We start from the raw sequence: 22075 nt of genomic DNA, 5'->3' as shown, positions 1-22075 counted from the left end.
TGTTCCTATCCATTCTGTTTTTCGTTTTTGGGATTGTTTGCAAAGAGAAGATGAAAAGCTCTTTGATAAGTAGCGATTCTAACCTCCTATACTGCTCTTAGGGAGAGAATTTGACGATCATTCTCACATTCTCTCTGCTTTATCTTTGATCATTTGGTTTTATTGAGCAAAAATCTGTTTTGCAAACGTTCCCGAAAATTTCGCAAGCTCAGATAATAATCCAATGGGGTATGAAATGAATTATCCGGCAGTAGCAAAAGAGTTGTTAACTCTATTAGGTGGTAAAAGCAACATCACCGCACTTGCGCATTGTGCGACACGCTTACGCCTTGCCGTTGCAGATGAGCAAAAAATAGATGAACAAGCGATTGATAGCCTTGAAGGAGTAAAAGGGCAGTTCAAAGTTGCGGGTCAGTACCAAATCATTTTTGGATCTGGCATCGTAAACCAAGTTTATGCAGAAATGGCGAAGTTGACGGGGATGAGTGAAATGTCCACCAACGACGTTGCGTCTGCTGGCGCAGAGAAACAAAACATTGTTCAGCGCGCGGTGAAAGGGCTGTCTGATATTTTCGTTCCAATCATTCCAGCAATCGTCGCTGGTGGTTTGTTGATGGGTATCTATAACCTATTGACTGCTCAAGGCTTGTTCATTGATGGCAAATCTTTGATTGATGCCAACCCAGGACTGACAGACTTGGCGAACATGATCAACACGTTTGCGAACGCGCCGTTTGTTTACCTGCCTATTCTGCTGGCATTTTCAGCCAGTAAGAAGTTTGGCGGTAACCCATATTTAGGGGCGGCGCTAGGTATGTTGATGGTTCACCCTGACTTGCTGAATGGTTGGGGATTCGGCGGCGCATCTGTGTCTGGCAACATTCCGGTTTGGAATATTCTTGGCTTTGAAATCCAAAAAGTGGGTTACCAAGGTTCGGTGTTACCGGTTTTGGTATCGGCATTCATTCTTGCGAAGGTTGAGCTAGGCTTACGTAAAGTCATCCCTTCTGTTTTAGACAACCTTTTAACGCCATTACTGGCGATTTTCATAGCGGGTTTGCTGACGTTTACTGTCGTCGGTCCGTTCACGCGTGATATCGGTTTCCTATTGGGTGATGGTCTGAACTGGCTATACAACACAGCTGGCTTTGTTGGTGGTGCGGTATTTGGTCTTATTTATGCTCCGTTTGTTATTACTGGTATGCATCACAGCTTCATTGCGATTGAAACTCAACTTCTTGCGGATATTGCGACGACGGGCGGCACCTTTATCTTTCCTATTGCGGCGATGTCTAACGTTTCTCAAGGAGCGGCAGCGTTGGCGGTGGGCGTGATGAGCAAAGATAAGAAGATGAAAGGTATTGCGATTCCATCGGGTGTTACGGGTTTGCTGGGTATTACAGAACCGGCTATGTTTGGTGTTAACTTAAAACTACGTTACCCATTTATTGCGGCAGTTTGCGCTGCGGCGTTATCAAGTGCGTTCATCACAATGTTTAATGTGAAAGCTCAGGCATTGGGCGCAGCTGGTCTTCCAGGCATCATTTCCATTACGCCAGAGAAGATTGGGTACTACATCGCGGGTATGGTGATCGCGTTCTTGACCGCATTTGTTCTCACCATTGTTCTTGGTATGCGTGACCGCGCTAAAGTCGGTAAAAAAGCAGCGGCTTAATCTGAACTCCTTAAGGGTGGAGTCCCCCAAAATCCACTTCTTTTCCTAAATGTTTGGGGTGCTAGCCAAGCACTAATGGCTTGGCTAGCCTTTTTCAATTTTTACTTGGTAGTGAAGGTGTTCAACACGTTGGACTATCAGGGCTTTAATTTTAAGGTAAGCAAGATGAATCAAGTATGGGTAACTGGTGATGCAGTTGTCGATCTAATACCGGAATCTGAGACTTCTTTACTCAAATGTCCCGGTGGTGCACCAGCGAATGTCGCCGTAGCAATTGCTCGTCTATCTGGTAAGAGTGCGTTTTTTGGACGTGTAGGTGATGACCCATTTGGTCGCTTCATGCAATCAACGCTCGATCAAGAGGGCGTGAGCACGGAGTTTCTCGTTAAAGACCCTGAGCAAAGAACATCAACAGTGGTGGTAGATTTAGACGATCAAGGGGAACGCAGCTTTACATTTATGGTAAAACCGAGCGCTGATCAGTTTATGTCTGTTGAAGACATCCCAAACTTTAAGCAAGGTGACTGGCTACACGTTTGCTCAATTTCACTGGCAAATGAGCCAAGTAGAAGCAGCACATTTGAGGCGATCAAAAGAGCAAAAGCCGCTGGTGGTTTCATTAGCTTTGACCCTAACTTGCGTGATGAAGTGTGGCAAGATCAATCAGAAATCCAAGCTGTCGTGATGAAGGCTGTAGCGATGGCCGATGTGGTTAAGTTCTCTGAAGAAGAGCTTTTGTTCTTAACTGACTCAACGTCGATGGCGCAAGGTTTACAACAAATAGCCTCTTTGAATATTGCTTTGGTCTTGGTGACACAAGGTGCGAAAGGTGTTTGGCGCGTCTTTGAAAGTCAGAGTGAGCTGATCACAGGTCAAGTCGTTAGTCCGATTGACACCACAGGTGCGGGTGATGCTTTTGTCGGAGGGCTACTGGCATGCCTGTCTCGGCATGACGATTGGAAAAATCATCCTGTTGTTAGCTCTGCGATTCAATGGGCAAATGGCTGTGGTGCATTAGCGACGACGCAAAAAGGCGCAATGACCGCGCTTCCGACCCAGACAGAGTTGCTGCAATTTATTGGGCAATGATCTTCAGATCCAATTTCAGTTGAGAAAAATTATGAGCTTAAACAACCGTTGGACTGTAGAGCAAAGATATCGCCGACTTGAGCAAATCCCTCAGTGTGATATCGAAGAAATGACACTTTCACGTCAGCAAGATAAAGGCTTTCCTAGTTTTCATATCGCCCCTAGATTTGGGCTGTTAAATGACCCAAATGGGTTGTGCTATTTCAATGGTGAGCACCACATCTTTTACCAGTGGACGCCTGTGGGACCAGTCCATGGAATGAAGTATTGGTATCACCTTTCTACTAAAGACTTCATCCATTTTACTGATCATGGCGTGGGTCTTCATCCCGACCAAGACTACGATTCACATGGTGTCTATTCGGGCGGCGCTTTGGTGGAAAACAACAAGGCTTTGCTGTTTTTTACTGGCAACAAGCGTGACCAAAACTGGAATCGAATCCCAACACAGTGTTTTGCCACCATGGATTCAGACGGCAGCATTGAAAAGCACGGTGTAGTCATTGAGAACGAACATTACACGGAGCACTTTCGTGACCCAAAAGTTTGGAAGAAAGGCGACGACTATTTGATGGTGGTGGGTGCTCAAACCAAAACCGAGCATGGTTCTATGGCGCTCTATCAAAGCAAAGATTTGAAAACGTGGCAGCATAAAGGTCCTATCAAGACCAAGTTCTCTGACCTTGGGTACATGTGGGAGTGTCCTGATTTATTTGAGATTAATGGTCAATCGGTGATGCTGTTTTCTCCACAGGGCGTGAGCAGTAGTAATCCTTATGATTTCAAAAACATCTATTCTGTCGCGTATATCGTGGGTGATCAGTTGAACCTAGAGTCGATGACTTTAGAAAACCACCAAGATATTTTACAGCCAGATTATGGGTTTGATTTCTACGCCCCACAAACCTATTTAGATGAGAATGGGCGTCGCATTCTTATTGCATGGATAGGGTTGCCAGAAATCGACACGCCATCGGTCACACACCAGTGGGCAGGAATGTTGTCTCTTCCTAGAGAACTAACGTTGAAAGATGGTTTTCTTGTTCAAACTCCACTCCCTGAATTGGAGAGTTTAAGAAAAGAAGAGGTAGTCTTTGCACAGTCCCATACACTGGAAAGCACAAGTTGTTTGATCCAATTAGACCTTGAGGGCGATGGCTTTGAACTTGAGCTGAGTAACCTCAAAGGTGACAACATCGTCTTTAGTGCGACAAAGCACGAGTTTATGCTGGACCGTCGTCACATGTCTCATTTGTACGCAGAAGAATTTGGTAGCATTCGAAAAGCACCAAGATTGGACGCTAAGCAGACGATTGAGATGTATATCGACAATTCTGTCATCGAGATTTTCATTAATGGTGGCAAACACACGATGACCAGTCGTTTCTTTATTGATGACCTGAATACGGTAACGTTGAGAGGGTTGGAGCAAGCAAGGCTTTTCCCTTTGAAAGGTATTTCTGGTTTGTTTGAATCAGCTAAGTAACGGTTTCGAATACATTAAAACGCCCTTCATTGATTTAGTGAAGGGCGTTTTTCTTTCTAACTATCTAACTTAACTGCCTATCACGCACGTAAGTTGTTTGAACTAAGGTATCCAGAACAACTTCATTCTTGGTGACTTTGAAGTTTAGCGGTTGTTCTAAATCCCCAAATAGAGGTGCGCCGCCGAGTGTAGCTTACTCATCGTTGGCATCTCGAACCTAGTTCACATTATCGCGACGTTTTTACTTATAGCGTGAAAGAAAATCCCATAACCAAAGGTTCTAACTAAAAGAGATTGCAGGACTTTTATTTAGCGAATTCGACCTAATATCTTGAGTATGCCTAATCGCAGTTGGCGAAGAGGTGATGTTAATAATGCTTGCTGGCGCGTAAGACCCGTCAGTTTGAAGATGCATTCAAACACAATAAGGGAAAACAATGGCTAACGAATACATTCCACCAAAAGTTTGGACAAACGATAATGAAAACGGCGGTCAGTGGGCGAGCATCAACCGTCCGGATTCTGGCGCACGTCATGAGCAAGAGCTTCCAATTGGTGAGCACCCATTCCAACTTTACTCAATGGGTACCCCAAATGGTCAGAAAGTGACGATCATGTTTGAAGAGCTTTTGGCGGCTGGCGTAACGGCAGCAGAATACGATGCATACCTGATTAAGATTGGCGATGGTGACCAGTTTGGCTCTGGCTTTGTAGCTGTTAACCCAAACTCAAAAATTCCGGCATTGGTTGACCGTTCGGGTTCTGAGCCAGTGAACGTGTTTGAATCTGGCAACATCTTGTTTTATCTAGCAGAGAAATTTGATCATTTCTTACCAAAAGAAGGCGCTAAGCGTGCTGAGGTAATGAACTGGTTATTCTGGCTGCAAGGTTCTGCGCCATACCTAGGCGGTGGTTTTGGTCACTTCTACGCGTACGCACCAGAGAAGTTCGAGTACCCAATCAACCGCTTTACAATGGAAGCAAAACGTCAGTTAGATGTATTAGACAAGCGTCTTGCGAACAATGAATTCCTAGGTGGCGATGAGTACAGCATCGCTGATATCGCAACATGGCCATGGTACGGCAACCTTGTGTTGGGTCGTGCTTACGATGCGGCTGAATTCTTAGACGTAGAAAGCTACAAAAACGTTGTGCGTTGGGCAAAAGTAATTGATGAGCGTGAAGCGGTAAAACGTGGTCGAATTGTGAACCGTTCATGGGGTGAAGAATGGGAGCAGTTACCTGAGCGCCACAGCGCAGAAGATATTGATAAAGTATTGAAACTTAAACCATAAGCAATCTTGGCCTAGCTACGTCAAATGAGTTTAGTTTTATCTATGCTTATACAGTGACCTTAATCAAATCTATAGCGCACCATATACGGTGCGCTATTTTTATTCTCATTTAGTCTCGAAATTCTAATTTATATCACCTATTGAAGAGCATTTAGTTCGTAGATGAATCTTTAATGTATTTATATGTTATGATGCAAAACAAAGCTCATATTTCCATGTTAAATATGGACTGGTTATACTTCTTTCTAATAATTAAACTATTTAAAAATTATAAACCGATTTTATATCCATTATAAATGAAATTAATGATAATTAATATTTGACATAACCACTAAATTTATGTGGAATATGCGGGTTGATTTGTTTTGAAGAAATAAAATTAATTTCTAGTACTTTTATTTAAGACAAGCTTAGCTTTTAGCGATGTTTAATTATTAATGCTTATATCATGAAAGAGGATATGTATGATGTCGTCGTTTGAGTCGTATTGGGTTGGGGTACGTCAAAGAATAGCTACACAAACCCAAGGTAACCGCAGTTTAAAGTCTCTAGTCATTAAAAAGCAGCGTGTGAACTTAAATAACAGTGGGTTATCCTTTCGCGCTAAGTCCGGATGCCTTATCCCTCACTGTTATACCAAGTTCTCTGATGAGATAAACCTAAAAACATCGAAAAAATCGTCTCTTAGTTTTAAGAAAGGAAAGCTGTATTTTTCTCCGATTTAATAATAATAAATGAAATTTACATAAATTATAATATTAGGTTTTTAAATTTATCGATAATTAATTACGATTTTATGATGCGTTTTCAATATGTTTTCTTGGTAAGTAATTAACTGGACTTATTGTTGGTTGTTTTTGTTGTTTCCTATTTAGATATGGATAAAAGCTCAACTACTTTTCCTATACCAACTTACTCCCTGAATTGACTTGCGCGCTTTTTCTCCCCTCTCAAAAAACATAGCGTTACGGAATTATTTTCGCTCCTGTTTCATTCTTCAAGACGAAAGCTCTACCTACCTCTCATTATTTTCGACAAACATTGAGTAAAAGTAACCAATCGTAACAAGGTGGCTGTAACTGAGCGCCGTTTCAATATACTCGTTTTTTAACTAGGTAATCCCGCGCTTTGAATTCATTCGGGTACCGTTTGTAAGCCTTAAATGCTACTAAGATAAGATGTCATGATGAGAAAAAGTACTATATTACACACAGTGTTAATTACAGGGTTCGCTGCTGTATCCTCGTTGGCTTATGCTGCGCCTTCAGTTGTGCCAAATGCGCCGGAACTCAGTTCTCGTGGTTATGTTTTGATGGACTTCCATACGGGGAAAGTACTGGTTGAACGTGATGCCCACAAACGTTTAAACCCCGCGAGTTTAACGAAGTTGATGACTGCTTATGTAGCTGGTCAAGAAATTAATACAGGCAATATTACGTTGAATGATGAGGTTGTCATCAGCCGAAATGCTTGGGCAAAAAATTTCCCAGATTCTTCAAAAATGTTTATTGAAGTCAATACTTCCGTTTCTTTGTCTGACTTATACCGTGGTCTGATTGTTCAATCTGGTAACGATGCCAGTGTTGCTATTGCTGAGTATGTTGCGGGAAGTGAATCAGGGTTTGTGAGTTTGATGAATAGTTGGGCCGCCAAGCTTGAATTGTCTAACACGGCATTCACCAACCCTCACGGCCTAGACAGTGACGGTTTATATTCGACACCTTATGATATTGCCAAGTTGGGCCAAGCGATTATTCGTGACTTACCTGATATCTATCCGCTGTATAGCGAAACCTCGTTTACTTACAATGGCATCACTCAATACAACCGTAATGGCTTGCTTCGTGATCGTAGTATGAATGTCGATGGCATGAAAACTGGATATACAAGCGGTGCGGGTTATAGTCTAGCGACTTCTGCAATACAAGGTGATATGCGTCTGATTGCTGTAGTGATGGGAGCGAAGAGCGAGAATGTTCGTGAATCAGAAAGCAAGCAGCTGTTAAGTTATGGCTTCCGCTTTTACGATACGGTAATGCCGACTGAGGCGGGTGCGGAACTTGCGAAAGCTCGAGTTTGGATGGGCGAAAAAGACGAGCTTACTGTTGGCGTAGCTAACGATGTTTATCTCACTTTGCCAAAAGGAGATGTAAAAAATCTGCAAGCGGAAGTTGAATACAACGGTGATTTAGTTGCGCCAATTTCTGAGCAACAAGTGGTTGGTAAAGTGCTTTACAAAGTCGAAGGTAAGGTCGTAAATGAAGCCGAGCTCGTTGCATTGGAGTCCGTGGAGGAAGGCAGTTTATTCAAGCGAATTTTAGACTGGTTTAAGCAATTGGTCGCTAGCTGGTTCTAAACAGTAGCGAACTTCTGTCTATATCACTCTATCTTGTTAATGTTCTATTAAATCAATTTACTAAGGCGGCCAACGTGGTCGCCTTACGTTTTTGGAATACTCGTTGCGTTAAAACGCAGGCCTTCTTGTAAGGGTGTGTTTTACCTGACCAAGAGCGTTTTGTGTTTTTGGGTGCGAGAGAAAAGAAACTAGAACAAGAATGGAGTGACACGTGCACAAGATTTTATCTTTGACATTGATTTTATCGCTCATGGGCTGCGCTATGCCTTACCAGCAGGAGGTCGATAGCGGCCAATGTGTTGGAGTCATGACCTCTCAGGATGCATATGGTTATTTAAACCCAAACCATTACACGATGCAGGTACTCGCGCTAAAGCAAGAAAAAGATGTGAAAGATTATATTCGCTATATCGATCCTAAGCATCCGGTTTGGGTTAACTGGAAAAACAGCCGAGGCACGCGTTGGTATACGGTAACTGTTGGTGATTTTAAAACGAAACAGGATGCCTACAATGCGCTTTCTTCATTACCAAGCCGTGTAAAGCAGTCATCCCCGTTTGTGCTGACTTTTGCGGAAATGCAGCGTAAGCAACAAACGAGTGTTGTGAGAATGCGTTAGCCAACAAAAAACGGAAGCGATGGCTTCCGTTTTTGTATTTAGGAGTAAGCTTAAAGCGCCGCTAAAATCGTTTCTGCTTTGCTTGCTTCAAACTCTTTTGGCTCTTCAACGTTAAGCTTAGTCACTGTGCCGTTTTCAATGATCATCGCGTAACGTTGTGAGCGAATACCACCAAAGCCGCCTGTATCCATTTCAAGACCTAATGCTTTAGTAAAGCTAGCGTCGCCATCGCCCAACATCAGAATCTCAGAAGCGTTTTGAGCTTCGCCCCACGCTTGCATCACAAATGCATCGTTTACAGAAACGCACGCAATTAAATCAACACCTTTTGCCTTTAGCTCATCAGCTAATACCACATAGCCTGGTAGATGAGCTTCTGAACAGGTAGGGGTGAATGCGCCAGGTACAGCAAAGAGTACGACTTTCTTGTTCGCAAACAGTTCTGTAACGTCGTGGTTAACCATACCATCGGCAGTCAACTCACTTAGAGTTGCAACTGGTAGAGCTTGGCCTTGTTGAATCATGATTATATTCCTTTTTGTGTGCTAGTTTAGCTTTCTCAGTCTAGCGTTTATAAATGCGGTTAACCACAGAGTTTTTGTAGGGTTTTAATACCTACGCGTTTGACCTAAGGCGTGGCACTGATGCCTTTATTGCAACGCTTCGTGCTGGTTTACGTATTGGCTAACAAGGTGACGATATTTCGCCTTTAACTCGTTATCGATAAAGCTGGCATCAATCGCGTTCATTGTAAATTGGGCAAGTTCACTCTTACTCATTGGATGTGCGTTGTTGACGGCCAGAAAGTTATCCGTCATGTAGCCACCAAAGTACACAGGATCGTCTGAGTTAATCGTTACGGCGACACCTTTTCGTAGCAAATCCACAATATTGTGATCTTTCATATCGTCGAATACACATAGCTTAAGATTCGATAACGGACACACTGTCAGTGGCATTTGGCTTTCGATTAAGGATTCAACTAATGCTTCATCATCAACACAGCGAACACCGTGATCCACGCGGCTCACGTAAAGCATTTCAATTGCATCGCTAATATTTTGTGCGGGGCCTTCTTCACCTGCGTGAGCAACGGTAAGTAAGCCTTCTTCTACTGCTTGTTTAAATACGCGCTTGAATTTAGCTGGCGGATGACCTTGTTCTGAAGAATCTAGTCCAACACCAATGATCTTATCACGGTGTTTCAGAATAGCCTGTAGGGTCTCTATGGCGCTCTCTTCTGAAAGGTGACGGAGAAAACACGCAATAATTTGCGAGGTAATGCCAAGTTTTTCGTGACCATCTTTTAGCGCGCGAGCGATTCCATTGATAACAGTGTCAAAGTCTATGCCGCGTTCTGTGTGTGTTTGAGGGTCAAAAAAGATTTCGGTATGAATAACGTTGTCTTCTTTACAGTGCAGTAAGTATTCCCAAGTGAGATCGTAAAAATCTTGCTCCGTACGCAGAACTCCCGCTCCTTGGTAATAGAGGTCGAGAAATGATTGTAAGTCTGTGAACTGATATGCGCTGCGTAGTTCACTCGGAGAAGAGTAAGGGATCTCGATGCCGTTTCGTTTTGCTAATTTGAATAAGAGTTCCGGCTCAAGTGAACCTTCGATATGTAAGTGCAGCTCTACTTTTGGAAGACCTTGAATAAATGCGTTCATATTCCACCTTATGTGTATTGTGGATGCAGTTACTCTAAGAATAGGTATAGATAGAAATAAATCGAACGCTATCACAAAGAGTAAGACCCACGATGATCTCAACTCTTCGTAATCAGCACTTTGCGGGAACTGGTAGAGACCCCCAAACCATATCATTGGGGTTATACGAAGCAAACGAGAGGGATTATACGCAAAAATATCGCTTTGGCTATACGCAAATAACCTAACTGTCATTAGTCACGGGTTTTCCTGTGAGCGAAACGACTATTTGCAAGTCCACTTGAGTATAGAGGAGCCAGTTGTTTTTGCGTGTGTGAGAGGCACGTGTAATTAGAAGAGTAGTCTAAAAGAGTGGAGATTCGTTTGAGCAAAGGTAGGTGGCGGTACCTTGCACAACGATAAAGGCAGAGAAAGCACTAGAGAGCATTTATAGATCGAATAACTTATCAAATTCTCTTTGTTCCATAATGTCTTCTATGCGGCGTCGAGTTTTCTGCTTTACCGCCGCCGCGTTTTGTTCAGACTCTTTTTTGTCTTTTTCTGACTGCTTCTTACTTTTTCTAGCCATTGGATACCTTCCAAATTAGTTGCATTATCCATTAATGCATGAAAACTGAATCAGTTAACAGTAAAACTTCCTAACTTTGAACCTGAATCACAGAGAATAGTTCCAGATTGCGTTTTCTCACAATATTCAAAATCGATCATGAAGCTATGAGAAAGAAGTTTCGGTAATACGTGCCTTCGTAAAATATCACCATTTAATTGATGTATTTTAGCGTTCCAAGAGGTTTGAGGTTGTTCTAAATTAAATTCAATTTCTAACATTTATTCTCCTGTTTTTTAGTGATTTTCTCTTTGTTAAGTAATTGATACCAATGCCTTTGACGGCCAGTTCTTTTTGAGGACATGATTTTTTCTATAAATAATAAATTAAGCAGTACTATTCAGTTTATTTTAGATAGCACAAAGCAATGCCTAAAATTAGGTTGAGTGATTGATGAAAGAATATTTTTGAAGGAGAGAGGTTTGGTGCAGCATGGGCATGCTACACCAAGAAAAGCAGTCTTATAGAGGAGTTACTTCAGTCGCTTGAGGACCTTTTTTACCTTGCTCTACATTGAAGCTTACTTTCTGACCTTCAGTCAGTGTTTTGAAACCGTCAGAAACGATAGCGTTAAAGTGTACGAATACATCTTGGCCGCCGTTGTCTTGAGATAGAAAACCGAAGCCTTTAGTTTCGTTAAACCATTTTACTGAACCAGTTACTTTAGACATAAAAATACCTTTGAATTAAACATTAAAATTATGATTTGTTTTGTGGATCTTTTCTAAGCTATTGAATGTTCAATCAAGAGGAAGTTGTACGCAGGTGTCTGAATTGGGGATTCAAGATTTTACTGAGAGGAAACTTAAACTAAATGTTGCATTAACAGCTCTCTTCTAAGAGCCAAGGCACACTATACACCTTGTTTAGAAAATAGCTACATTTATTTTAGATAAATTAAATGTGCTCATTATTAACTCGATAAATTGTATTGTTCGAAAAAGTTGAATAAGTAGAACGAATAGTATGGCTCATAATTTTAGCTCATCAACCTAAAATAGAACCTTATCGATAGCCATAGATTGAACATGCGATTTGCAAGCGGTCACAAAGATAAACTAGGAGAACTAGTATGAGTACATTCAGAGACATTCGTCAGCTTATTCCTGCGCAACCTACTGCTGATGGTGATGGAGTGAAAATTCGCCGAGTAGCGGGTTTCAATCATGCTAGCTTTTCTCCATTTTTGATGATGGATGAACTCAAATCAGAAGACCGTGCTGACTATATCGGCGGTTTCCCTCCGCATCCGCACCGCGGTATCGAGACGCTTACTTATATGTTGAAAGGTCATTTCCAGCATCGTGATCATATGGATAATGTTGGCGAGCTTCGTTCCGGTGGTGCACAGTGGATGGCGGCAGGAAGAGGCGTCATCCATAGCGAAATGCCTATTATGAAGGAAGGCGAACTGCATGGTTTCCAAATTTGGATTAACCAGCCTGCGAAAAATAAGATGCAGCCAGCTCAATATCATGACTTTCAACCTGAAACGATCACTGAGTTTGATACTCCGAATACGGGGGTTGTACGTTTGATTGCGGGTCATATGACTATAAACAACGAACGAATTCAGGGGCCGCTAACAGAGACAGGTGTTGCTGCCACGGTAGCCGATTGGAGAGCGATGGGTGGTCAAGCTTTGAATTTGAACACGGATCAAGACAACAACATGATGCTCTATGTCTATAAAGGTCGTATTCAATTAAAAGGTCGTGAGATCAATCAAGGCGAAATGGCCATTTTATCGAAAGGTGAATGGGTTGAATTGCAGGCCGAAAAAGAGAGTGGTGCACTGATCTTTATTGGTGAGCCAATTAATGAACCCGTGGTGCATTATGGCCCTTTTGTCATGAATAGCATGGAAGAGATAGAACAAGCTATCCAAGACTACAACTCTGGGTTATTTGAAACTTACTAGTTTTGACAGCCTACTCGCTTTTTCAGTTAGCGAGCAAATTAAAACAGTTTTGAGCCTGAATATTGGGCTCGACCAGAAGCAAATACGATAATCCACTGCCATCGAATTTGCGTTAGCCACGTTTAATCCACGTGGCTTTTTTCTACTTCTGACTCCATCGTATGATGGCTTCCTTTCCTGCTTCAATTCCTAACTCATAAGCATGACGCAGTGGTGCTGGCGATCGACTCAGCCGTTTCAACTTGAATGTTTCAGGAGGACACACTTGAATGATTTCGATACCAGGTGGTGGGTTGTTGATCAGCGCTAAGGTCTGATTGTAGCGAACTTCACGTGTCAACATAGGTTCAATTAATCCGGGCGTTTCTTTCAACATCCTCCTAGTTAGGGCGCTGAATTTTCCTCTTGGCTTTTGATAGCTTGCGGGCTGACTGCGTAAAACCATAATCTTTTTGGCTCCTCGCTTTATTGCTTCTGCAACAGGAAGTGCGTCTGAGACGCCACCATCAACGTATTGAATTCCGTTCAGTGATACGCCATTTCGGTAAAGTACAGGCAGTGCGCTGCTGGCTTTCATTGTTTCTGCCAAGTTGTCGATATCAGGAAGGTGGTACTCCGCTTGCCCATTGTCTTGACGCGTCACGCCTAAAAAGAAAGGTCGTGAATCAGCTTTGAGCGCAGATTTATCGATGCCAAGTTCTTCGAGGGTGACATTCCACATCCAGTCTAAGTTCATCATATCACCACCACGTAGAAGTTGAGATGGAGAGATAAATTCTTTTCTTAAGCTGTAATCGAGGTAGATTTTTAAGTTACGTCCGGGCATTTTAGCTAAGTAGGCAGCCAAGTTGCTAGCACCCGCAGACACTCCCCAAAAGCTATCAAATGGAGAGAACTCGCTAGCAAGAAAATGATCGAGTATGCCGCATGAAAATACGCCTCGCATGGCTCCACCTTCGACAATCAATGCTCGAGAGCCTACTTTTTCCATCACTTCGCTCCACTCTTTATCAATCGGATAATAGCGTGCAGCTTAACGCATAATGGTTTTATACCCAAGTGGGCCAAAGGTCTAGGTTGCGTTCCTTTGAATAAAAAGGGCATCGATGGATGCCCTTGTCACTTTTAGCCTATGGAATTGCGGGTAATTGAGTCGCTAATTTAGTGAAGGAGAGCCGAGCCGACTAGCCCCCTTACATAGAGCCATACCTGTAGTCCCATACTGATCGTTGTTGGAATAGTTTGATGATCACTTGTTAAATAGGCATACAAACACTATCCAGAGCGTTGTAAGCAAAAGTAATGGGGTGAATACTTTCTGGATAGAAGCGCCATCCGTTAAATTGTAAATTTTGATGGATTCATTATAAAACGCTCGTTTGAATTCTTTGAAGCTAATGTCGCTCTTCGCATGCGACTGTTCATAGTGCTGGTGCGCTGCGTCCGATAGTTGGTATTCCAAGTCTTGGAGCTCGTACTCCTTGTTAAAAAACGCATCCCAAGCCGAAAGGCGGGCTATCGTTTTAGGAGATGGATCCCCATTTAGTTTCTCTAGACGCTTAGCATAAGCTGCTTGATATTTATCCACGGTATATTCCTGTCTGAATAGACGTTGAGTTAGAACATATGTAAAAAGAAAAATAAGTAATAAAAGGTTTTTTACGTTCTATACCTGTGATAAATGCTAAAAAGTTCAATGCTCTAGCACTCCGATGTCGCAAATGATATTGATGGAATTGCTCTGCGACAAATAAAATAATTACTCTAGATAACAACGAATTTTTGTTGTTTTTTAAAAAAACTGATCATGAGATTGAGTGGGGAGTTTTACCGAGAAGAATTTCGCTACTGTAACTCTCTATATTTACTCAAAAAGAGAAAATCTTAGAAGCTTTCTTTGATTGATGTGAGATATTTTAGGTCGAAAAGCATTAATTTTGGCTATGATTATAGTTCGTCTTTTTGTTGTTGAACTCTACTTCGAGGGGGGAAAGAACCCATATTTCGAGCATAGGATAGCTCGCTTTTTCGTTACGTCGTTCTTGGAGTTTGAGTCAGTGACGAAGCTATGAGTCTAGCATCTTGAACTCGATTGGGCGTATTAATTAATTATAAAAGTAAAGCAGTGCTGAGCTAGGATAAACTTCAACGTAAAGGTGACGGTATGAATATACAATCAGCCATTATTGAATATGCGATAGCGATTATAGGCTTACTTTTGACGGGCGTTACCCTCTGAGCATGACTGCCCAGAGGATAGAAAGTGCATTAGCCGATCGCTAACGATTGATGTTATATCGAGCCATTGCAGCTTCTTCTGACGATACAACCGTTTTACCAATTGGTGCGAGTGAAATAACCGCTAGCTTGAGGTGTTGGAGCGCAAACGGAATGCCGATTATGGTGACAAAGCATGCTGCGGCAGAAAGTACGTGACCGATAGCCAACCAAAGGCCTGCAAATACAAACCAAAGGACGTTACCAATAACGCCGAGCGGACTCGTGCCAATGTCCATTTCATTGGTCAATTCATCGCGTGAGATGGCCTCTTTACCGAATGGGAAAAAGGAAAAATTACCCATAACGATACACGCACGCCCCCAAGGTATTCCGATGATGCTAATAAAGGCCAAAATACCAAAAAACCACCATAGCAACCCCATAAATACGCCACCAAATACAAACCAAATGATGTTACCAAGTGTTCTCATTCTATTTCCTTTATTCTTGAATGTGATGATTCAGATACCTGAGAGCACCGTAAAACAAATCTAAACCGTCTGTTTTGTCGATGTGTGCTTTTGTGCCCTCATTCACCTGATTGATAGAATAATCGCAGTAGTCTTAACAGAGAATGAATGCCTTCCTTAAGGCAAGTCTTTTTAGTATAGAGCGTAATACTCAATCAAGCATATAGCCAAGAATCGCATTATCTAGAGACAACTTTCTCGATATATTGACAAATTTGCTCTGCCAATCGATGGCTGGCAATGTTGCGTGTTACTACTTCATCAGCAATATTTCCAGACTCAACGACGCCAAACCAATCGAGCAACATCGAATGGAAACCTTTACTCGTCAGCATTGGCGTCCAGTCTTTCAAATTGATTTTTTGCTCTTGGTTAGCTTGCCATAGTTTGCCTTCAACGAAGGAGTCGAACTCAACTGCCTTGTTTGCATAACAAGCTTGAACGCGCTCTGTAGTGATACCGAAGTGGCGATTCATCGAGGCGTGGAGCAAAGTATCTCCATGTTGCCACTGAATATCTAAACGCGCCAACTGACTACCTTCAAGTTGATGAGTTACATAAGCATCTTTTAGATCGGCTTTGGCTGTGACGTTAACGCTGTCTAATGGGTGAATAAAATCATCAAATATAAAGGTACGAACATCCCCCGGTAGTTGGTGACGGTTCTTTTCCCAGCGTAGCGACTTTAAGTCAGATATGTTGCCTTGCTGCACTTGTGGCATATGTTGGTTGTAAAGTGGAATGTGACGACGGTTAAAGCCCACATAGAGTGGCTGTCTCTCTTTTGCGGCAATGTCGTACAGCTTTTCCACGTCATCAGCACTGTTCGCTAATGGTTTGTCGACAAAGGTTGGAATTCCATGCTGCAGAAAAAATGCCGCTATTTGAGGGTGTACGCTTGTTGCCGCATGAATCATGACGGCATCGACGCCAAAGTGCAGAAGTTGTTGGTAGTCCTGGCAGATCTCTGAGATTCGATACTGCTTAGCCAGGCTCTCAAGTGTGTTTGGGTTGCGGGTACAAAATACAAGTTCGATATTTGGAAGCTGAGTGATAACAGGAAGGTATGCTTTCTGAGCGATATCCCCTAGACCAATAATACCAATTTTCATCCTAGTCCTTATCTCGATGTATGGATCGCGGACTGTCAGTATAACGCTTGGCGCGGCGATGAGTTTAAATACCTTGTTAGAAAAAGCCTGATTCACACTTTGAGCCAGGCTTTATTGAATGATTTAGGAAACGGCTCGGCAGGCTTTGAATATATCTAACTTGCTATCGTAGGCTTGAGTTTGTACATCCATAATGCCTAATAAAGAGTGGAACACGTTATCATGTGAGTATTGGCCTGCATTCTGTGCTTGTTTATACAAACAGTCGGTATTGATCTGCTTCGCTTGTTTAAAGCCCGAAGACAGCCACATAATCAAAGGAACGCGTTTTTGGAAATCTGGTGCAAGGCCATAAGGCATACCATGTAAGAACAATCCGTTTTCGCCTAGTGACTCACCGTGATCCGATATGTAAATTAGCGCAGTATTATACTCAGACTCTAACGCTTTAAGTTTTTTGATGGTTTCTGCCAATACAAGATCGGTGTAGCGTATTGTATTGTCATATGTGTTCACTATTTGTTCGATGCTACAATTTTCGATATCTGCACGTGGACAGTCTGGTTTAAAGAAGGCGTTGTCTCTTGGGTAACGCTGAAAGTAGGTCGGACCGTGGCTTCCTATAAGGTGCATGGCGACCACTCGGTTACCGTGCATATCCGCGACTTCCTGATCAAAATGATCTAATAGCGCCATGTCGTAACAAGTTTGGCCATTACACATAGGGCTTACTTGCTTTCGATCCACTTCAATTTTCTTGATCTTGTGGGCTACTTCTTTATCCCCACCGTCATTTTCTTTCCAAATGAGGTCAACCCCAGCGCGCAGCATTATATCGAGAGCATTGTCCTGGTTATCCGCTTTGGTGCGTTCAAACTCGTTTCGCGTGAGCTGTGAAAACATACAAGGCACAGATACAGCAGTCGCGGTGCCACAAGATGCGACGTCTTGAAATGAGATAACATCCAATTTACTAGTATAAGGGTTTGTCTCTCGTGTATAGCCATTGAGTTGGTAGTTCTGCGTTCGAGCGGTTTCTCCTACGACAAAAACCAGTAGTGTTGGTTTGCGCTGTGCTTGCTGTACGGCGCTATCTGACTGCTTTGCATCTGTGCCGATTTCTCGATATGGCTCTGGCGTGGTGAAATATTTCTCCTTCACATACCCGGTCGCGCTGTAAACGAACTGGGTGGGTATGATGATTTTTTTTAGGTGGCTATTGTTGCGCCCTACAGATGCGTAGTCTTGATAGTACACGCTGGCAATGACGGCGATGACAGCTAGCGACGACAGCATCGATACTAATTTGGTAACAGAGAAGTACAGTAATTGGTGACGTTGAGATTGCAGCTTGACCTTAAAGACAATTATCGCTGGGATAACTCCCATAATCAGCGTCCAAATTACAGAGTGAGCACTCAGGTAAGAACTCGCCTCGCTCGAATCGGTTTCAACAATATTGGCAATCATTCCAGAATCGAAAAGTGTGCCATAGTTATAGCTTGCGTAGCTCACCATACTTGAAACAATGATTAAAATTATAAAGAACGGCTTGCCGATCCAAGGCCAACTAAATAAATTAAAAAGGAAATTGAGCGCGGCAAGAAAGAAAATTGGTATTGTGATAATAAATCCAATCTTAACATTATCTAAGTGTGTAAAGATGCCGATCAGTTCTTTATAAATAGGGATATTTACGACGAGCGCGAAATACAGCGCCAACAGGAAAGTAAAGGTAACGTAAGAGATACCTCTCTGTTGTAAATCATGTGTCTTCATAATGAGTGTCTTGAATAAAAATTAGAGCAAGAACGAAGCCCAAATAAAAAGGGCAAGAGTTAACGCAACAAATACTGCTGCTGAGCCAATATCTTTGGCTCTGCCACTGAGCTCGTGCCAGTCATCGCTAACACGGTCGACAACCGCTTCTACGGCGGAATTAATGAGTTCGACGATCAATACCAAGAACAGGCTACTGATCATCAGCACTCTTTCGTATGTGGTGACAGGAAGGAAAAAAGCACAGACGGAAAGCACCAAGGCGAGAATCAATTCTTGTCTAAAAGCGGCTTCGTGTGTCCATGCGGCTTTCAATCCTTGAAATGAATAGCCGGTCGCATCCATGACACGGCGTATACCTGTTTTACCTGGCTTCAAAATATGACCTTACTATTTAAGCATTGGGATGGAACACATATCCCAGAGAGGTAACGAGATTAATCGTTACAGCGTGAAACATTTGTGAATAGAATCCATCGCGCGATAATTTAAGAAAAGTGCTTATTTAATCAAGATCGTAGACGGTATAGCCTTTGTTCTGGAGACATTTACGCAATACGAGAGATTGGGTTTTGGTTGAATCATTTGTTCCACTCAAAGCACCAGCTCCAGCTCCTACAGCACCGCCGGCAGCAGCACCGACAGCCGCTCCACCTAATCCGTCTTCTAGCGCACCAGCAGCTGCGCCGATCAATGCGCCTGTAACTGCCCCATTAGTGGCTTCAGATTTCGCTGCCTCTGATTTGTCGACATTTTCTGCATAGCCTTGGCAGTAAAGAAAGTCTTGTTCATATGTACTAGGGTCAACATTGGTCATGTCGACGACAGGTTTTTGGTTGTAGGCGCAAGCTGTAAGCGTAGAAGTAAGCGCCATAATCAGGATAAAAGATTTATACATGAGTACTATCCATTTAGTGTGTGAATCTTATGGATTAAATGTACACTGTTTTATTGTTGGGCTCTGTCGCTTGAGTGTATTGAAGTGTCGTCTTCTGTAAACGGGGTAGGAAGGTTAAGTTAACTGTCTGATTTTTTGAGGCTAAGTGTGAAGCAAGCTCCTCCAAGTGGGCTATGGCAAATCGAAACTTCTCCACGTTGAAGCTCCATTATCTGTCTGACAATCGCCAAACCGAGCCCAAACCCGCTCGTCTTTTTGTTGCGAGATTCATCCGCGCTGTAAAATGGTTCGAATAGATGAGGCCAATGCTTTTCTTCAATACCTATGCCATCATCATGAACATTGATGAAGCAGCGGTGCTGATCGTGTTTTATCTCCACTAAAATCTGCTTATCTGCGTACCGCATTGCATTGCGCAGCAAGTTATCTAAGGCTCGCTTTAACAATTTTGGGTCAGCAAACGCGAGAACGTTTTCTGAGTTTACTTCTTGAAGCGAGATAGCGAGCGTAGTCTCTTTTTGCCATCTCTGTCGTAATTCTTTGACTAAGTTGAATAGGACGACTTCTTCTTGAGTTTGTAATGCTGTGTCAGGACGCTCCATCTTTGCGTAGTAAAGCAATTCTTCAACCATTTCTTCCATCTCGTCAATGTCTTCGACGATACTGTAAACATACTTTTTCTGTTGTTCAGTTAAGGTTGAATCCGATAACAAATCTGCTTGCCATTGTAAGCGGAAGATTGGGGTACGCAATTCATGTGCAACGGCGTTAGTTAGCATTTTATTGCTAGTGATCAAGCGAGATACTTTATCGGCCATCGTGTTAAAGCTTTTGTTTAACGTCCCAACAGACTTAGCGCTTGAGGTACTAGCTCGAGCCTTGAAGTTACCTGAGGCAAACTCAACGGTCACTCTCTCTAGCTCTCGAATCCGACGGCTTAAGAACCAGATCAACAATATGCAATACAGAGCAAATCCAGCTAAAAAGAACAACCAAACGATATTGTCATCAAAGTTGGCAGCTTTAACCACAGGGCTATTCGGATTATCGCTCATTTTAAAGATAGGCGTGCTCGCATCTAGGCGGAACCAGATATCCCTTTCTTCATCGTAAGCGACGTTAACGGAGGTATCATTTTCAAACGCCTTTTTGATGTCTGTTGGAAGCTCTTCAAGCGTATGAGGCACCAACAAACGATGGCTTGATGTGGCAAATTGTTCCAACTGTTGTTGAGTATATTCTAATCCGTGTTCTTTATAGATAGGGTAGATCAGATCGTGAAAAGCTTGACCCTCATGCTCTTGTAACAGGTAGTCATAATCTGTGTTGATCTCATAAACTAAGAACTCGTATCCCCACAAGCTAGCCATAAACAGAATGATAAGGCCAACAAAGCTTTCCAGATAAATCCGTCTCATTATTCATTCCATGCATCAGGCATAAATAGGTAGCCTTTGCCGCGAACGGTAATGATTTTTTGTGGTGAGCAAGAAGCATCGCCTAGCTTCTTTCTCAGTGTCACTATGCGATTATCAATGGTGCGGTCTGTTCCATCGTATTCAATACCACGCAGTGTTTTGGTCAGCCACTCACGTGATAGTGTTTTTTCAGCATGCGTTGCAAGAACCCACAACAAATCGAACTCGCCGTCTGTCAGCGCAATTTCTTCTTGGTTCATTACGCACGATTTACGCAATCGGTTTAAACACAGAACACCAATTTGTAGGCCGTTTTCGGACTCGGTAGGCGCCGCCTCTTTTCTTCTTAATAGCATGCGAATACGAGCCAGCAATACGCGAGGTTTGATGGGTTTAGTAACAAAGTCATCTGCGCCTATTTCTAATGCGGCGACATGATCGAAGTCATCATCACTTGCTGTCAGCATCAACACTTTGCCTTTGTAGCATTCTCGGATTTGACGACATACACTCAGACCATCTTGCCCGGGTAGCATCAAATCTAACAGCACCACGTCTGGTTGTGTGTCAATAATCGCATGAGGTGCGTCCGTCCCATTGTCGATACATTTGACCTGAAAACCTTGTTCAACAAAATACTCTCCCAACATAGTTTGTAATTTGGGATCGTCTTCCACAATGATTAGAGATGGTTTGATTTGTTGTGCGTTCATTTAAGTGATGTATACAATATTTAATATCAATGGAACTTAAACAAATTTACGAATTATTTCAAATAAAGCTTTCTCAGAATAAGGTTATCGGATGAGTTAATTGGATAAAATTGCCAATTAATGATTTAAATCTAATCACCAATCACATTTCGAGAGATGTAAAAAGGCGCAACGTTTGCGCCTAGGTATGGAATCTTAAAGCGAAATTACCGCTTATTCGGTGGTACATACGACGCTGTTGTCGCTGCCAAATGCATTTGGAACGTAAGCATCAGCTTGTGGGTCATTTTCCCACTTCGCGTCATCGAGCAAGTAACGGAACTGAACATTCCGCGCTTTAGGTAAGCGGGTTTTAAATTTAAACTGACGACTTTTCTTCACTAATTTCATCGGTTCTGGCTGCCAGTTGTTGAAGTCTCCAGCAATTTGGACAGAGTCCCACTGATCTTTATCTAGCTCGAACGTGACTTCGACTTCATCTTTTGTCTTAAAGAATCTTTTTTTAAGCATTGATCTTTCCTTGTTCGTACAAAAACTGTCCTAACTATTACTCGTGTTTCATAATGATTTCAAGTTTTATCGAATTGTTGCTGGTATCTGATGAGGGGAGTATCCGAACGGTGAATAGCTCGTTGTGCTGGTTTCGTGTACTGAGGGAGCGTTAGAGAGAAAATTCACTAGCCTAAAATA

At 42.6% G+C, this 22075-nt stretch carries 22 protein-coding genes, 1 pseudogene and 1 riboswitch; of the genes and pseudogenes, 7 read left to right on the top strand and 16 right to left on the bottom strand.

Annotated elements, in window-relative coordinates:
- The first annotated feature begins 235 nt into the window (after positions 1-235).
- The 3 genes from J4N43_RS21995 to J4N43_RS21985 all read left to right on the top strand — a co-directional run bounded on the left by J4N43_RS21995 (position 236) and on the right by J4N43_RS21985 (position 4250).
- Positions 236-1675: a sucrose-specific PTS transporter subunit IIBC gene (locus J4N43_RS21995; protein WP_062731055.1), complete on the top strand. Its 1440-nt coding sequence runs from the start codon at positions 236-238 to the stop codon at positions 1673-1675.
- A 165-nt stretch (positions 1676-1840) separates the two neighbouring features.
- Complete coding sequence (gene cscK, locus J4N43_RS21990) at positions 1841-2764, top strand: fructokinase (protein WP_053349293.1); 924 nt, start codon at positions 1841-1843, stop codon at positions 2762-2764.
- Between the two features lie 31 nt (positions 2765-2795).
- Positions 2796-4250 (top strand): sucrose-6-phosphate hydrolase, encoded by a 1455-nt coding sequence (locus J4N43_RS21985; protein ID WP_053349292.1) that lies wholly within the window; start codon positions 2796-2798, stop codon positions 4248-4250.
- A 64-nt stretch (positions 4251-4314) separates the two neighbouring features.
- Here J4N43_RS21985 and J4N43_RS24620 read toward each other — a convergent pair.
- Positions 4315-4434, bottom strand: a pseudogene (locus tag J4N43_RS24620) (dihydrofolate reductase family protein); the annotation flags it as partial.
- A 253-nt stretch (positions 4435-4687) separates the two neighbouring features.
- Between J4N43_RS24620 and yghU the strand changes: the two are divergent.
- From yghU to J4N43_RS21970, 3 genes are all read left to right on the top strand, one after another.
- Positions 4688-5545 (top strand): glutathione-dependent disulfide-bond oxidoreductase, encoded by an 858-nt coding sequence (yghU, locus tag J4N43_RS21980; RefSeq protein ID WP_053349291.1) that lies wholly within the window; start codon positions 4688-4690, stop codon positions 5543-5545.
- 1186 nt (positions 5546-6731) lie between these two features.
- Entirely contained in the window at positions 6732-7901 is a 1170-nt protein-coding gene (locus tag J4N43_RS21975; RefSeq protein WP_031778835.1) for a D-alanyl-D-alanine carboxypeptidase family protein, read from the top strand.
- A gap of 211 nt (positions 7902-8112) precedes the next feature.
- The gene (locus tag J4N43_RS21970; RefSeq protein ID WP_005373701.1) at positions 8113-8520 is read left to right on the top strand and encodes an SPOR domain-containing protein; all 408 of its coding nucleotides are present in this window, start codon (positions 8113-8115) and stop codon (positions 8518-8520) included.
- 50 nt (positions 8521-8570) lie between these two features.
- On the opposite strand, the gene J4N43_RS21965 is transcribed toward J4N43_RS21970, so the two are convergent.
- The 5 genes from J4N43_RS21965 to cspE form a co-directional block, all read right to left on the bottom strand.
- Positions 8571-9044, bottom strand: a complete 474-nt coding sequence (locus J4N43_RS21965; RefSeq protein WP_005373699.1) for a peroxiredoxin — start codon at positions 9042-9044, stop codon at positions 8571-8573.
- Positions 9045-9170: 126 nt separating this feature from the next.
- Entirely contained in the window at positions 9171-10187 is a 1017-nt protein-coding gene (locus J4N43_RS21960; protein WP_017819853.1) for an adenosine deaminase, read from the bottom strand.
- Positions 10188-10276: 89 nt separating this feature from the next.
- A riboswitch (purine riboswitch) is annotated at positions 10277-10376 on the bottom strand.
- 238 nt (positions 10377-10614) lie between these two features.
- Positions 10615-10755: a PA3496 family putative envelope integrity protein gene (locus J4N43_RS21955; protein ID WP_017633782.1), complete on the bottom strand. Its 141-nt coding sequence runs from the start codon at positions 10753-10755 to the stop codon at positions 10615-10617.
- Between the two features lie 50 nt (positions 10756-10805).
- Positions 10806-11015: a hypothetical protein gene (locus tag J4N43_RS21950; protein ID WP_005373692.1), complete on the bottom strand. Its 210-nt coding sequence runs from the start codon at positions 11013-11015 to the stop codon at positions 10806-10808.
- Positions 11016-11255: 240 nt separating this feature from the next.
- The gene (gene cspE / locus J4N43_RS21945; RefSeq protein ID WP_005373691.1) at positions 11256-11465 is read right to left on the bottom strand and encodes a transcription antiterminator/RNA stability regulator CspE; all 210 of its coding nucleotides are present in this window, start codon (positions 11463-11465) and stop codon (positions 11256-11258) included.
- Between the two features lie 401 nt (positions 11466-11866).
- Here cspE and J4N43_RS21940 point away from each other — a divergent pair, with 401 nt between their 5' ends.
- Positions 11867-12715 carry a pirin family protein gene (locus tag J4N43_RS21940; RefSeq protein ID WP_042522691.1) on the top strand — a complete coding sequence of 283 codons (849 nt, stop codon included), beginning with the start codon at positions 11867-11869 and terminating at the stop codon, positions 12713-12715.
- Positions 12716-12857: 142 nt separating this feature from the next.
- On the opposite strand, the gene J4N43_RS21935 is transcribed toward J4N43_RS21940, so the two are convergent.
- The 10 genes from J4N43_RS21935 to J4N43_RS21890 all read right to left on the bottom strand — a co-directional run bounded on the left by J4N43_RS21935 (position 12858) and on the right by J4N43_RS21890 (position 21895).
- Positions 12858-13706: a patatin-like phospholipase family protein gene (locus J4N43_RS21935; RefSeq protein WP_053349290.1), complete on the bottom strand. Its 849-nt coding sequence runs from the start codon at positions 13704-13706 to the stop codon at positions 12858-12860.
- A gap of 258 nt (positions 13707-13964) precedes the next feature.
- A complete protein-coding gene (locus J4N43_RS21930) occupies positions 13965-14303 on the bottom strand; it encodes a hypothetical protein (protein ID WP_017635147.1) in 339 nt (112 codons plus the stop codon).
- Between the two features lie 691 nt (positions 14304-14994).
- Positions 14995-15426, bottom strand: a complete 432-nt coding sequence (locus J4N43_RS21925) for a YccF domain-containing protein (RefSeq protein ID WP_005373685.1) — start codon at positions 15424-15426, stop codon at positions 14995-14997.
- 218 nt (positions 15427-15644) lie between these two features.
- Positions 15645-16577: a Gfo/Idh/MocA family protein gene (locus J4N43_RS21920; protein ID WP_053349289.1), complete on the bottom strand. Its 933-nt coding sequence runs from the start codon at positions 16575-16577 to the stop codon at positions 15645-15647.
- A 123-nt stretch (positions 16578-16700) separates the two neighbouring features.
- The gene (locus tag J4N43_RS21915) at positions 16701-18356 is read right to left on the bottom strand and encodes a phosphoethanolamine transferase (RefSeq protein WP_025767952.1); all 1656 of its coding nucleotides are present in this window, start codon (positions 18354-18356) and stop codon (positions 16701-16703) included.
- 21 nt (positions 18357-18377) lie between these two features.
- The gene (locus tag J4N43_RS21910) at positions 18378-18734 is read right to left on the bottom strand and encodes a diacylglycerol kinase (protein ID WP_017635149.1); all 357 of its coding nucleotides are present in this window, start codon (positions 18732-18734) and stop codon (positions 18378-18380) included.
- 127 nt (positions 18735-18861) lie between these two features.
- On the bottom strand, positions 18862-19254 hold the full coding sequence (locus J4N43_RS21905; RefSeq protein ID WP_005373677.1) for a YMGG-like glycine zipper-containing protein: 393 nt from the start codon (positions 19252-19254) through the stop codon (positions 18862-18864).
- Between the two features lie 119 nt (positions 19255-19373).
- A complete protein-coding gene (locus J4N43_RS21900) occupies positions 19374-20672 on the bottom strand; it encodes an ATP-binding protein (protein WP_042522686.1) in 1299 nt (432 codons plus the stop codon).
- On the bottom strand, positions 20672-21385 hold the full coding sequence (locus J4N43_RS21895; RefSeq protein ID WP_053349288.1) for a response regulator: 714 nt from the start codon (positions 21383-21385) through the stop codon (positions 20672-20674). Before J4N43_RS21895 ends, J4N43_RS21900 begins: the two co-directional genes overlap by 1 nt.
- Positions 21386-21598: 213 nt before the next feature.
- Positions 21599-21895 carry an isoamylase early set domain-containing protein gene (locus J4N43_RS21890; protein ID WP_053349287.1) on the bottom strand — a complete coding sequence of 99 codons (297 nt, stop codon included), beginning with the start codon at positions 21893-21895 and terminating at the stop codon, positions 21599-21601.
- Positions 21896-22075 lie beyond the last annotated feature (180 nt).

It is taken from the genome of Vibrio sp. SCSIO 43009 (assembly GCF_023716525.1).
Classification (GTDB): domain Bacteria; phylum Pseudomonadota; class Gammaproteobacteria; order Enterobacterales; family Vibrionaceae; genus Vibrio; species Vibrio alginolyticus.
Note: the sequence above shows the minus strand (reverse complement) of the source record. Positions and strands in the feature narration are given on the sequence as shown.